General features: G+C 70.9%; 9 protein-coding genes. All 9 read right to left on the minus strand.

Going from position 1 to position 12922, the window contains the following annotated elements:
- Nucleotides 1-68: 68 nt before the first annotated feature.
- Nucleotides 69-842 carry a cell division protein FtsQ/DivIB gene (locus BO226_RS10555; protein ID WP_006554137.1) on the minus strand — a complete coding sequence of 258 codons (774 nt, stop codon included), beginning with the start codon at nucleotides 840-842 and terminating at the stop codon, nucleotides 69-71.
- The gene (gene murC / locus BO226_RS10560) at nucleotides 839-2407 is read right to left on the minus strand and encodes a UDP-N-acetylmuramate--L-alanine ligase (protein WP_024101267.1); all 1569 of its coding nucleotides are present in this window, start codon (nucleotides 2405-2407) and stop codon (nucleotides 839-841) included. The genes BO226_RS10555 and murC overlap by 4 nt, the downstream gene beginning before the upstream one ends.
- Complete coding sequence (gene murG / locus BO226_RS10565) at nucleotides 2404-3558, minus strand: undecaprenyldiphospho-muramoylpentapeptide beta-N-acetylglucosaminyltransferase (RefSeq protein WP_033097602.1); 1155 nt, start codon at nucleotides 3556-3558, stop codon at nucleotides 2404-2406. Before murG ends, murC begins: the two co-directional genes overlap by 4 nt.
- Nucleotides 3555-5051, minus strand: coding sequence for a putative lipid II flippase FtsW (ftsW, locus tag BO226_RS10570; protein ID WP_064852021.1), 1497 nt, complete (start codon nucleotides 5049-5051; stop codon nucleotides 3555-3557). The genes murG and ftsW overlap by 4 nt, the downstream gene beginning before the upstream one ends.
- An 80-nt stretch (nucleotides 5052-5131) precedes the next feature.
- Entirely contained in the window at nucleotides 5132-6622 is a 1491-nt protein-coding gene (murD, locus tag BO226_RS10575) for a UDP-N-acetylmuramoyl-L-alanine--D-glutamate ligase (RefSeq protein ID WP_083543618.1), read from the minus strand.
- Between the two features lie 2 nt (nucleotides 6623-6624).
- Nucleotides 6625-7704, minus strand: a complete 1080-nt coding sequence (gene mraY / locus BO226_RS10580; protein ID WP_006554142.1) for a phospho-N-acetylmuramoyl-pentapeptide-transferase — start codon at nucleotides 7702-7704, stop codon at nucleotides 6625-6627.
- Complete coding sequence (locus tag BO226_RS10585; RefSeq protein WP_071935186.1) at nucleotides 7701-9242, minus strand: UDP-N-acetylmuramoyl-tripeptide--D-alanyl-D-alanine ligase; 1542 nt, start codon at nucleotides 9240-9242, stop codon at nucleotides 7701-7703. The genes mraY and BO226_RS10585 overlap by 4 nt, the downstream gene beginning before the upstream one ends.
- On the minus strand, nucleotides 9239-10873 hold the full coding sequence (locus BO226_RS10590; protein ID WP_064852008.1) for a UDP-N-acetylmuramoyl-L-alanyl-D-glutamate--2,6-diaminopimelate ligase: 1635 nt from the start codon (nucleotides 10871-10873) through the stop codon (nucleotides 9239-9241). Before BO226_RS10590 ends, BO226_RS10585 begins: the two co-directional genes overlap by 4 nt.
- A gap of 206 nt (nucleotides 10874-11079) precedes the next feature.
- Nucleotides 11080-12912, minus strand: a complete 1833-nt coding sequence (locus BO226_RS10595; protein ID WP_006554145.1) for a peptidoglycan D,D-transpeptidase FtsI family protein — start codon at nucleotides 12910-12912, stop codon at nucleotides 11080-11082.
- Between the last annotated feature and the right edge of the window lie 10 nt (nucleotides 12913-12922).

The raw sequence follows: 12922 nt of genomic DNA on the forward strand, positions 1-12922 counted from the left end.
GCTATGGCACGGGTACCGAGATTAGCCAGTAGACGCGCCGGACACGCCGGACGAATTTCGTCGATCCCTCACCTCACCGTCGGCAGGTCGGGACTCGCCACGTCGAATCGCTCCCCCGGCTGTGTCAGCAGCGGGCCGACGACCGCCGCCTTCCGCTCGGAACGATCGGTTCCACCCCACACCACGACACGCCCGTCGGTGAGGACGATCGAGATGTCGGACGGGGAGGGCGCTTCGACCGTCTCCACCTGCACGCGCAGGTCGGGCGGTAACTTGTCGAGCACCTCCACGGCGGCGCGGGTCGCGGGGTCGCCGGTGCCCGGCGTCGGAGTGACGAGACGGGGAGTGAACATCGGAGGCGGCTCGACCGCGAAGTCCACTCCCTCGATGTCGACAGAGTGGGTGCCGTCGGGGGCGTCGAAGAAGACCATCGCCTCGCGCTCGGTCACTGTCACCCGGACGGTGGAGGGATAGACCCGCTGGACCCGGGCCGACGCCGCACGCGGAATCGTCGCGACCCGCTGGGCCGCCGCGGCCGTGTCGACCCGGAGCAGCGGCGTGCCCTCGGCGACCGCGAGCGCGTCGACCACCTCGTCGTAGGTGACGACCTCGATCCCGTCCACCTCGATCACCCGCACGGACAGCAACGGCGACAGCCACGCCACCGCGATGGCGCCGAGGAACACCGCGACGACAGCCGCCCCTAGCAGTACCGTCCGCAGGCGCACCGACCGCCCGGACGGGCGGCGGGCAGTGCTGCGTTCGCGGGCTTCATCGGGCTCACGCGGTTCGCGTGACGGTCGTCCGCGACGGCGGCGCGACGAGACGGCGGCGGGCGTCACGAGCTGATCGGTCCCGGTCCGGAACCGCCGGGTGCGCGGAATCCGCCGGGCTCGGCAGCCGCCCCGGCCGGACGGAAGCGACCCGGTTTGCTGTGGAGCGCGTCGAGGATCTGCCGGCCCAGCATCGTGACGTCACCGGCACCCATCGTGATCACGACATCACCCGGCCGGGTCAGACGCGCGACCTGCCGCGGCACCGCGGACAGATTCGGCTGGTAGTGCACAGGCTTGCTCACCGCCCGCGCGACCAGCGCACCGCTCACACCCGGGATCGGTTCCTCCCGGGCGCCGTAGACGTCGAGCACCACGACCTCGTCGGCGAGGTCGAGAGCCTGCCCGAACTCGGTGGCGAACGCCTCGGTGCGCGAGTAGAGATGCGGCTGGAAGACGACGATCACGCGGGGCCGTTCGGTGCCCGTCTCGGTGTAGCGCAGCGGCTCTCCCGCCACGAGTTCGGCCGCGGCCGCAAGGACCGCGCGGACCTCGGTGGGATGGTGGGCGTAGTCGTCGAACACCCGCACACCGTGTTCGCGGCCGGTGTACTGGAACCGCCGGTGCACACCACCGAAACCGGCGAGGCCTTCCAGCGCCTCGTCGACCTGCGCTCCGGCTTCGAGCGCGGCGAGCAGCGCGGCGAGAGCATTGAGCGCCATGTGCCGGCCGGGGACGGACAGTCGCACGGTGCGCGGCGAATCCTCACCCGCGAGGTGGAACTCGGCGACGCCGCCGACATCCTTGGCCTCCCAGCCGAGCAGCCGCACCCCGACGGGAACGCCGCGGTGGTCGCCCACGGTGCCGATGACGTCGGCGGTGCCGTAACCCTGCACCCGCAGGTCGTCGCGGCCGAGGGCGACGACGCGCTCGGCGAGGGCCGCCGAGCCGGGGTCGTCGAGGCAGACGACGAGCAGGCCGCCGGGGGCGATGCGGGCGACGAACTCGTCGAAGACCGCCGTGTACGCCTCCGGCGTGCCGAAGTAGTCGAGGTGATCGGCCTCGATGTTCGTGACGATCACGGTGTTCGGGTCGTACTGCAGCAGCGAGCCGTCGCTCTCGTCGGCTTCGGCGACGAAGACGTCCCCGCTGCCGTGGTGGGCGTTGGTCCCGGATTCGTTGAGTTCACCGCCCACCGCGAAGGACGGATCGAGGCCGCAGTGCTGCAGCGCGACGACGAGCATCGACGTCGTGGAGGTCTTGCCGTGGGTGCCGGAGACCAGGAAGGTGCGGTTCCCTCGCATCAGCGAGGCGAGGACCGCGGGTCGCAACAGGATCGGGATGCCCCGCTCGCGGGCGGCGACCAGTTCGGGATTGTCCTTCGGGATAGCCGCGAACGTTGTGACCAGGGCGGTAGGACCACCCTCCAGCAGGTCGAGAGCCTCGGCGGCGTGGCCGATGCGGACCTGCGCGCCGCGGGCCCGCAGCGCGAGCACACCGCGGCTCTCCTTCGCGTCGGAACCCGATACCTGTCCCCCACGGGCGAGCAGGATCCGGGCGATGCCCGACATCCCGGCACCGCCGATACCGACCATGTGCACCCGCTCGAGTTCGGCGGGTAACTGCGCACTCATCGTTCACTCCTGTTCGGTTCCACTCCGGCAACCTCGAGCACTATGCGCGCCATCTCGTCTGCGGCGCTGCGGTGACCAGCGGCCGCGGCGCTGCGCCCCATCTCCACGAGTCTCCGCTCGTCGCCGAGCAGCGACACCACTTCCGTGGCGACATAGTCCGAAGTCAGGTCGCCGTCGGCGACGATCCTGCCACCGCCGGCCTCGACGACGGGGCGGGCGTTGAGTTCCTGTTCACCATTCCCGTGCGGGAGCGGCACGTACACGGCGGGCAGACCCACCGCCGAGACCTCCGCGACCGTCATGGCCCCGGACCGGCAGACCACCGCATCGGCGGCGGAGTACGCGAGGTCCATCCGTTCGAGATAGGGCACGGTGACGTACGGGGCGCGGGCGTGACCGACATGGGCGGGGATGTCCACGGTGTTCTTCGGTCCGTGCGCGTGCAGCACCGCGATGCCGGCCTCCGCGAGTGCCGAGGACGCGCCGGACACGGCCTCGTTCAGCGAGCGTGCACCCTGCGACCCACCGAAGACGAGCAGCACGGGTACGTCGTCGGGCAGACCGAAGTGCCGGCGTGCCTCCGCGCGCAGCCCGGCGCGGTCGAGACCGGTGATCGACGAGCGGACCGGGATCCCCACGATCTGCGCGTCACCGCGCCGGACGATTCCCGAGCGCGGGACGGCGGCGAGCACGCGCTCGGCCCGCAGGGCACCGATGCGATTGGCGATGCCCGCACTGGCATTGGCCTCGTGGACGACGACCGGGATGCGCCGGCGTCGACGCAGCGGACCGGCTCCGGCCGCGAGATAGGCGGGCAACGCCACGTACCCGCCGAAACCGACGACGACGTCGGCGCCGACCTCGTCGAGGATCTGCCTGGTACGGCGCACCGACGAGACGACCCGGCCGGGAAGTCTCAGCAGGTCCACCGTCGGCTTGCGGGGCAGCGGCACCGGTGGGATGAGTTCGAGGGGATATCCGCGGCGCGGCACCAGCGTCGTCTCGAGTCCCCGTTCGGTGCCGATCGCGGTGATCCGCGCGTCGGGCACGAGTGCGCGAACGGCGTCGGCCACCGCGAGTGCCGGTTCGATATGACCGGCCGTGCCGCCTCCGGCCACCACCACCGACAGTGCCGGCCTCTCCCCACTCACCTACGGTTCCCTCTCTCTCCGCTTCGTCCGTTCGATCCGCGTGTCGTGCGGTTCGTCTGCTGCCGGCCGCGAGCCGGTTCGCGTGCAGGTTGTGCAGGTTGTGCACGCCGGGCCCGGCCGGTCCCCTCCCGGGGTTCCGTCCGGCCCGCCGATGTCCGGCGGTCCGTCGCGGCTCCCCGTTGCCGCTCGTTCGGTGCGGGGGACTGCCGCTTGCGCGATCCCCCACCTTTCGACGCGGGGCGGGCACTGCGCTCGGGCGCCGCGGCCCGCGCTCGCGGCTGTCGTGCTGCGACCGTACGCGCCGCCGAGGAGCGACCGGCCCGGTAGGCCTCCGGCTTGCGCAGGCGCAGCAGCCGCGCGAACCGGCCGTCCTGACCCGCGTGCAGCGCGGCGATGGCCTCGGGTTCGTGTCTGGCTGCGTTGGCGATCAGGCCGAACATCAGCAGGGTGGTGGCCGTCGAGGTACCACCGGCCGACACGAGCGGCAACTGCAGGCCGGTCACGGGCAGCAGTCCCACGACGTAGCCGATGTTGATGAAGGCCTGGCCGATGATCCACGTCGTCGCCGTCGCAGTGAACAGGCGCAGGAAGGGGTCGGCCGAGCGCATCGCGATCCGCAGTCCGACATAGGCGAACAGACCGAACAGGCCGATGACGGCCACTCCACCGAGGAAGCCCAGTTCCTCACCGATGATCGCGAAGATGAAGTCGTTGTGGGCGTTGGGCAGATAACTCCACTTCGCGCGGCTCTGACCGAGCCCGCGACCCCACAGGCCGCCGTCCGCGAGGGAGAACTTCGCCTGTCGCGCCTGGTAACCGGCACCCTGCGGGTCGTCGCCGGGGTTGAAGAAGGCCCGCACACGCTGCGAGCGATAGCCGGCCGTCAAGGCCAGGATCACCGCGAGTGTGGCGGCCGTGCCGACGATCCCGAGGAACACCTTGAGCGGCAGTCCCGCGAACCACAACAGGGCGATCACGATGATCACGATCGAGACGGTGGTGCCGAGGTCGGGCTGGAGCACGATCAGGCCGGTCACGAGCAGGGCGGCCGGGACGAGCGGGACGAGCATCTCGCGCAGCGTCGAGTTCTCCCCACGCCGGGAGGCGAGCAGGTGCGCACCCCACACGGCAAGGGTGATCTTGGCGATCTCCGCCGGCTGCAACGAGATACCGGCGATGACGAACCACCCCCGGGTGCCCTGCGAGACCGTACCGATGCCCGGTATGAGCACGAGCACGAGCAGCACGACCGAGAACGCGAACGCCGGGAAGGCGAAGCGTCGCATCACCCGGACCGGGATCTGCAGCGCGATGTAGAAGATCACCATGCCCAGGACGGCGAAGATCGCCTGGGAGGTGAACAGTCCGTAGGCCGATCCCGCCGCGGCCACCGCGCCGACGCTCGACGACGACAGCACCATGACGAGGCCGAGCACGGTGAGCAGGACGGCGATCGTCACCACGAGATGGAAGGACGCGAGCGGTCGCGCCATCCAGGCCCCGAACCGGCCGCGTACTCCGACCACCGGCTCGTCGGTGTTCGCCCCTGCTCGGGTCGCTCCTGCCCGAGGGGTCACGGTTGCGTCCCGCCCCCGCGGAGTTCCTCGACCGCGGACGCGAAACTCCGGCCGCGCTCCGCGTAATCGGCGAACATGTCGAGCGATGCCGCGGCCGGGGCGAGCAGCACCGTCTCCCCCGGCGAGGCGAGTGCGGCCGCTTCCCGGACCACCACGCGCATCGCGGCAGGACCGTCGGCGCCCGGTGCCACGGCCCTCCTCACCGAAGACGTGTCGGTCTCGCTCGTCGCATCGGTCATCGCTTCATCGTCGCCCGTGTCCACGACGACGACCGGGACCTGCGGGGCGTGTCGCGCCAGCGCGTCGGCGATGTCGCCGGCGTCGCGGCCGAGCAGCACGGCTCCGGACAGTCGCGGCGCAACCTCGGCGACCAGGTCGTCCACGCGGGCGCCCTTGAGCAGACCACCGGCGATCCACACCACGCGGTCGCGGGCGAGCAGCGAACTACGGGCCGCGTGCGGATTGGTCGCCTTCGAATCGTCGATGTACTCGACGCCGTCGACCTGCCCGACCGGCGCGGCGCGGTGCGGACCGACGCGGTGCCGTCGCAGGCCGTCGTGCACCGCCGAGGCGGGCACGTCGATGGCCCGGGCGAGGGCTGCGGCCGCGAGTGCGTCGGACAGTCCGGCAGGGCCGGGCGGCGTCACGTCGTCCACGCGGGCGAGCACGGCGGAATCGGCGAACGCCCGGTCGACGAGCAGTTCGCCGCTGATCCCGAGTTCGCCTTCCTGCGGATAGCCCAGGGTGAAGCCCACGGTGACCACGGCACGGGACCGGTCGCCGAGACCACCGGCGATCGGGTCGTCGAGACCGATGACCCCGACGGCGCCGGTGAGGGCACCGAGTTTGGCCTCGATGTAGTTCTCGATGCCGCCGTGCCAGTCGAGATGGTCCTCGGCGATGTTGAGCACGACACCGGCCTCGGGCCGAACCGAGGGCGCCCAGTGCAGTTGGAAAGACGACAACTCCACGGCGAGGACGTCGGCCCGCGGTTCGTCGCGGCGCAGGGCGTCGAGCACGGGAAGACCGATATTGCCGCACGCGACGCTGCCGAGACCGGCGGCCTCGAGGATCGCGTGCAGCATCATGGTCGTGGTGGTCTTGCCGTTCGTCCCGGTGACCACCAGCCACCGACGGGCCGGTCCGTAGACCTCGGCGCGGTCGATGCGCCAGGACAGTTCGATGTCGCCCCAGATGGGGATCGCCGCGCCGGCCGCGCGCGAGAGCAGCGGGGCGTCGGGCGGGAATCCGGGACTCGTGACCACCAGGGCGAACTCGCGCAGCGCAGCGGGGTCGTCGACGAGGCTGTCGAGGTCGACCGTCCGGGCGCCGAGCGCCGCGCACTCGGCCAGTGCGCGCTCGTTGCGGTCGGTGACGGTGACGTGAGCGCCGAGATCGGTGAGGGGTTCGATCGTCGCGCGGCCGGAGACCCCTGCCCCGGCGACGAGCACCGCCCGTCCTCTGAGCCGTTCGAGTTCGTCGTTCACGGTCAGTCCCCGATCGCCGCGAGGTATTCGCTGTAGAAGAGGGCCAGACCGATCGCCGAGGCGATGGCGGCGAGCAACCAGAACCGGATGATCACCGTGGTCTCGGCCCATCCGCCGAGTTCGAAGTGATGGTGGAAGGGTGCCATCCGGAACACCCGCCTGCGGCTGGACCGGAAGACCGCGACCTGGATGACCACCGAGGCGGCCTCCGCGACGAACAGCGCGCCGATGACCACCATGAGCAGCTCGGTGCGGGTCGTGATGGACAGACCGGCCAGCATGCCGCCGAGGGCGAGCGAGCCCGTGTCGCCCATGAAGATCTTGGCCGGTGCGGCGTTCCACCACAGGAAGCCGATGCAGGCGGCAGCGCCGGCGGCGCACAGCAACGCGAGATCGAGCGGATCACGGACGTCGTAGCACCCGGCGGTCGGCTCCACGGCGCACGCGTTGCGGTACTGCCAGAAGGTGATGATGACGTAGGCGCCGAGCACCAGCGCCATCGAACCCGCAGCGAGACCGTCGAGGCCGTCGGTGAGGTTCACCGCGTTCGACCACGCGCTGACCAGCAGATAGACGAACAGGATGAACACGATCGAGCCCATCGAGACCGTGGCGATGTCGCGCACGTAGGACAGATCGGTGCTGGCCGGGGTGAGACCGTCCGCATTGCGGAACTGCAGCGCGAGGATGCCGAAACCCACCGCGACGACCAGCTGGCCGACGAGCTTGGCCGTCTTGTTCAGACCGAGATTGCGCTGCTTGCGGATCTTGATGAAGTCGTCGAGGAAGCCGACGCCGCCGAGCGCCGTCGTCAGGCCGAGCACGAGCAGACCCGAGGCCGTGGGACCTTCCGCGTCGTATCCCGTACCGATGAGATGCGACCCCCAGTAACCGGCCCACAGACCGGCGAGGATCGCGACGCCGCCCATGGTGGGGGTGCCGCGCTTGGACTGGTGGCTCTGCGGGCCCTCGACCCGGATCTCCTGCCCGAAGCCCTGCCGGGAGAACATCTTGATCAGGAGGGGGGTGAGCAGGATCGAGACTGCGAGCGCGATGCCCGCCGCGAACAGGATCTGTCTCACCGGGCGTCCTCCGTCCCCACAGCAGCGTCGTTGTCTCCGGCACCGGGGTCGTCCGCGAGGACGGCCTCGGCGACGGTCCACAGTCCCACGGACTGCGATGCCTTCACGAGCACGATGTCGCCCGGTTGCAGTTCGTCGCGCAACAACGCGATCGCGGCGTCGGCATCGGGTACGTGGCTCGCTTCCTCACCCCACGATCCTTCCATCACGGCGCCCTGGAACAGACCCCGGACCGGCCGCGTGGCACCGACGGCGATGATGCGGGTGACGTCGAGGCGCACGGCGAGGCGTCCGATGGCGTCGTGGGCGACGACGGCGTCGTCCCCGAGCTCGGCCATCTCCCCCAGCACCGCGAAGGTGCGCCGGCGATCCGGACCGGACCGCGCCATGGTGACCAGGGCCTTCACGGCTGCGCGCATGGAATCGGGATTGGCGTTGTAGGCGTCGTCGATGACGGTCACCCCGTCGGATCGGGTCTGCACCGCCATGCGGTGCGCCGAGACGGGACCCGCCGTCGCGAGCGCCTCGGCGGCCTGCTCGACCGTCGCACCGCACTCCACGGCGACGGCGATCGCCGACAGGGCGTTGCCGATCTGGTGTTCGCCGTGCACGGCGAGCCGCACGGGCACGCGCCGCTCCTGTCCGTCGGCGCCGGGGACGACGGCGGTGAAGGAGGCACGCGCCTGGTCGTCGAGGTGGATGTCCTCGGCGCGATAGGCGGCACCGGACCCGGTCCCGGCGGTCACCACACGACCGGTGGTGCGGGTCGCCATCTTCGACACGAGGGTGTCGTCGGCGTTGAGGATCGCCACTCCCCCCTCGGCGGCGCTGGGCAGCGCCTCGACGAGTTCGCCCTTCGTCTCGGCGATGACCTCCTGCGAGCCGAACTCGCCGAGGTGTGCGGTACCGACGTTGAGCACGACGCCGATCCGCGGCGGGGCGATGCGGGTCAGGGTCGCGATGTGCCCGGGGCCCCGCGCCGACTTCTCGAGGACGAGGAACCGGGTGGATTCGGTGGCGCGCAGCGCGGTCCAGGGGTGGCCGAGTTCGTTGTTGAACGAGCCGGGCGGGGCGACGACCTCACCGAGCGGTGCGAGCACGGCGGCGATCATGTCCTTCGTGGACGTCTTGCCCGCCGAACCGGTGACACCGACAACGGTGAGGCCGGCGCCGGTGAGCGTGTCCACCACGGTGCGGGCGAGCTTCGCGAGGCCGACGAGCACGGCCACGCCGGATCCGTCGCTGTCGTGTTCGAGCGCGAGGGTGTTGGTCTCGGTCGGCGGGATGGGCGGCACCACGATGGCGGGCACACCCACCGGCCGTGCGGCCAGGACCGCGACCGCACCGGCGGCGACGGCGGCCGCGGCGTGATCGTGCCCGTCCGAGCGCGCACCGGGCAGCGCCAGGAACAGGCCGCCGGGACCGATCCGTCGCGAGTCGAACTCGACGGAACCGGTCACCTCGGCGGACGGATCGTCGACGTCGTGCAGGGTGCCCCCGACGACCTCCGCGATCCGAGCCAGTGTCATCGGGATCATGCCTTGCCTCCGTGATGCGAACCGCCCGCAGCAGGCGGATGGTCACCGTCGGGTCCTGCGGTCCGGTACTTGTCGAGAGCTGCGCCGAGGACCTCGCGGTCGTCGAAGGGGTGCTTCACTCCGTCGATCTCCTGCCCCGTCTCGTGGCCCTTGCCGGCGACGAGGACGACGTCGCCCGGGCGGGCCCACGCGACCGCGGCGTCGATCGCCGCGGCGCGATCGCCGATCTCGAGGATCTCGCCGCGTTCGGCCGCCGGGACGGAGTGTGCACCGTCGAGGACGGCCGCGCGGATGGCGGCGGGGCTCTCGGTTCGTGGGTTGTCGTCGGTCACGACCACCAGATCGGCGGCCCGCGCCGCGACCTCGCCCATGATCGGCCGCTTCGTCCGGTCGCGGTCGCCGCCCGCACCGACGACGACGGCGATGCGTCCCTCGGTCGCGGCGCGCAGGGTTCCGATGACCGCTTCGAGCGCCGCGGGCTTGTGGGCGTAGTCGACGACGGCGAGGAAGTCCTGACCGCGCTCGACCCGTTCGACCCGGCCGGGCACCGCGACATCGGCGATACCGCGGATCGCGGCGTCGATGTCGGCGCCCACCTCGGCGCAAAGCGCTACGGCGAGAGCGGCGTTGGTGACGTTGTAGCGGCCCGGCAGGCCGACGGTGGCGCGGCGGGCGATCCCGTCCGGACCGGTCAGGGTGAACTGCTGCACTCCCGTCTCTTCGGGGACCTCGTCGGTGACCGTCCAATCGGCCGCGGCGCCGGCAGCGTCACCGGCGTCACCGTCGCCACCCGTGGTGACCGTGCGGACTGCGGTCGCGTCGTCGCGGCCCGCGCGCGCGACCTCGGCCATGCGACGTCCCCACACGTCGTCGGTGCACACCACCGCGCGGCGGGCCCGGACCGGCGAGTCCTCGGCGAACAGCCGGGCCTTCGCGCCGAAGTAGTCGTCGAGGTCCTTGTGGAAGTCGAGATGGTCCTGGGACAGGTTGGTGAACCCGCCGACGGCGAACTCGGTGGCGTCCACGCGACCGAGTGCGAGGGCATGGCTGGAAACCTCCATCACGACCGTGTCGACACCGCGTTCGCGCATGACGGCGAACAGGGCGTGCAGCTGCGGCGCCTCGGGTGTCGTGAGGGTGCTCGGCACGCGAATGCCTTCGATCCGGGTCTCCACGGTCCCGACGAGACCGACGACGCGTCCGGCCGCGACGAGGCCTGCCTCGACGAGATAGGACGTCGTGGTCTTACCGGACGTGCCCGTGATGCCGATGACCTGCATGCTCCGGGAGGGGTGTCCGTAGACGGTGGCCGACGCCGCCCCCAGCGCGACACGCGGTTCGGGATGGACGAGGACCGCGACCGAATCGGAGGTGGCCTCGGCGACGAGGTCGCGACCGGCCTCGTCGGTCAGCACGGCGACCGCTCCGCGTTCGAGCGCGGTGCCCGCGTAGGAGGCGCCGTGGGCGCGCGCGCCGGGCAGCGCGGCGAAGACGTCGCCGGGGCGGATGCCCTGGGCGCGCAGGTCGATGCCGGTGATCGCGGCCGCGCGGGCCGCATCCTCTCCGGCGGCTGCATTGACGATCTCGACGCGCGCCCCGATGGCGTCGGCGAGAACCGAGATCTGCGTCATCGGTGGGTGCTCGGGTCTCCGCCCCTCCTCCGGAGGAGCCGGATCCGGACTCGATGGCACAGGCACCAGTTTCCTCTCGCTTCGCTGCAGCTCGTCTGCAGGCACTCCGACGGATGTTTCCGGGTTCGTTCCCGATCCGCTCTCGGCGACGACCGTCGTGTCACGTTACCGACCTGTCAGCCTACCGAGGCGCCACGGTCACCTCGTCAGTCGACCTGGAGGATCAACTTGCTCTCCGGTTCGGCCGACAGCGGCACGCCGTCGCGCTGCAGCAACCACGACGCGATGTTGCGGAACAGCGGCGCGGCCGATTGGCCCCCGCTGCCGTCGGAGCTGCGGGTCGGGGCGTCGAGCATGATGCCCACGACATAGCGCGGATCGTCGGACGGAGCGATGCCGGCGAAGGTGATCCAGTAGTCGGAGTTCGAGTAACACTTGCAGTTCTGGTCGATCTGCTGGGCGGTACCCGTCTTGCCCGAGATCTGATAGCCCTCGATGGCGGCGCCCGCACCGGTGCCCTGCTGGTTGCCGGTATCGGACTGGACGACGGAACGGAACATGTCGCGCACCGTCGCGGCGGTCTGCGGGCTCACCACCCGCACCGGATCGGGACGGGGCGTCTCGGTGCGCGTGCCGTCCGGCGCGATGGTCGCGCGCACGACCCGCGGCGGGACACGTTCCCCGTCGTTCGCGATGGTCTGGTAGATCGCGGTCATCTGCAGCAGGGTCATCGACAGACCCTGGCCGATGGGCAGGTTCGCGAAGGTGCCACCCGACCACTGCTCACGGCTGGGCAGCAGACCCGCGGATTCGCCGGGCAGGCCGACATCGGTGCGCTGGCCGAGACCGAACAGTCGCAGCATCTCGGCGAAGCGGTCCTCACCGATCCGCTCGGCGAGCATGAGCGTGCCGACGTTCGACGACTTCCCGAACACACCCGTCGTGGTGTACGGCACGACCCCGTGGTCCCAGGCGTCCTTGACGGTCGCGCCGGCCATGGTGATCGTGCCGGGGACCTGCAGGACCTCGTCGGGGCGGGTCAGACCGTCCTCGATCGCCGCGGCCGCGGTGATGATCTTGTTCACGGATCCGGGTTCGAACGGCGAACTGACCGCGAGGTTGCCCTGTTCGGCGTCGGGCGGGTTGTTCGCGACACCGATCGACGGGTCGAAGGTGCTGTCGTTCGACATGGCGAGCACTTCGCCGGTGTGCGCGTCGAGCACCACAGCGGAGGCGTTCTTCGCCCCGGACAGGTCCTTCGCGCGCTGGACCTCCTGCTGCACGTGGTACTGCAGGTCGTTGTCGATCGTGAGCTCGACGGAGGAACCGTCGACGGCGGGCTGACGGTCGCGCCAGCTGCCCGGGATGACGGCGCCGTCGGATCCACGGTCGTAGGTGGACGAACCGTCGGTACCCGCCAGCACGGCGTCCATCGACGCTTCGAGCCCGATCAGGCCGTGTCCGTCCCAGCCGGTCGCCCCGACGAGATTGGCGGCGAGCGATCCGCCCGGATACAGACGGATGTCCTGACGCTCGGTGCCGACCTTGTCGTACTCGTCGACGATCTCCGCCGCGACCCCCGGATCGACGCCGCGGGCGAGGTAGACGAAGGTCTCGTCGCTCTCGAGCATCTCGAGCACGTCCTTCTCCGGCGCCGCAGCGCCGAGCGCCTCGTGGACCGCCGACGCGACGCCCTCGAGATATTCGGAGACCTCGGGCCGGGACGGGTCCTTCGCGCGTTCCTCCTCGAGTTCCTTGCGCACCCGCACGGGTTGGAAGGTCAGTGCCTTCGCTTCCATGGTGTACGCGAGCGGTTCCCCGTTGCGATCGGCGATGGTGCCGCGGGTCGCGGGTTCGACGAGTCGGGTGGTGCGCTGACTGGCGGCTTCGGCGGACAGTGTGGGGGCCTGGACGAGCTGCACGGACAACAACTGGGCGACGGCTACGCCCAGAATGCCGAACATGCCGATCCGGCCCCACTTGTTGCGGAACGCGAAACTCGTCCGGTCGCGCTGCTTGCGATCGCGCGGCGCGGGCATTCGAGCGCGG

This window comes from Rhodococcus sp. 2G, assembly GCF_001886355.1.
GTDB lineage: Bacteria > Actinomycetota > Actinomycetes > Mycobacteriales > Mycobacteriaceae > Rhodococcus > Rhodococcus pyridinivorans.

What these genes read in the sequence shown, in the direction of transcription:
- murC (WP_024101267.1), bottom strand. Translation starts at nt 2,407, where the DNA reads ATGAGTGCGCAGTTACCCGCCGAACTCGAGCGGGTGCACATGGTCGGT.
- ftsW (WP_064852021.1), bottom strand. Translation starts at nt 5,051, where the DNA reads ATGGCGCGACCGCTCGCGTCCTTCCATCTCGTGGTGACGATCGCCGTC.
- BO226_RS10585 (WP_071935186.1), bottom strand. Translation starts at nt 9,242, where the DNA reads ATGATCCCGATGACACTGGCTCGGATCGCGGAGGTCGTCGGGGGCACC.
- BO226_RS10590 (WP_064852008.1), bottom strand. Translation starts at nt 10,873, where the DNA reads ATGACGCAGATCTCGGTTCTCGCCGACGCCATCGGGGCGCGCGTCGAG.
- BO226_RS10595 (WP_006554145.1), bottom strand. Translation starts at nt 12,912, where the DNA reads ATGCCCGCGCCGCGCGATCGCAAGCAGCGCGACCGGACGAGTTTCGCG.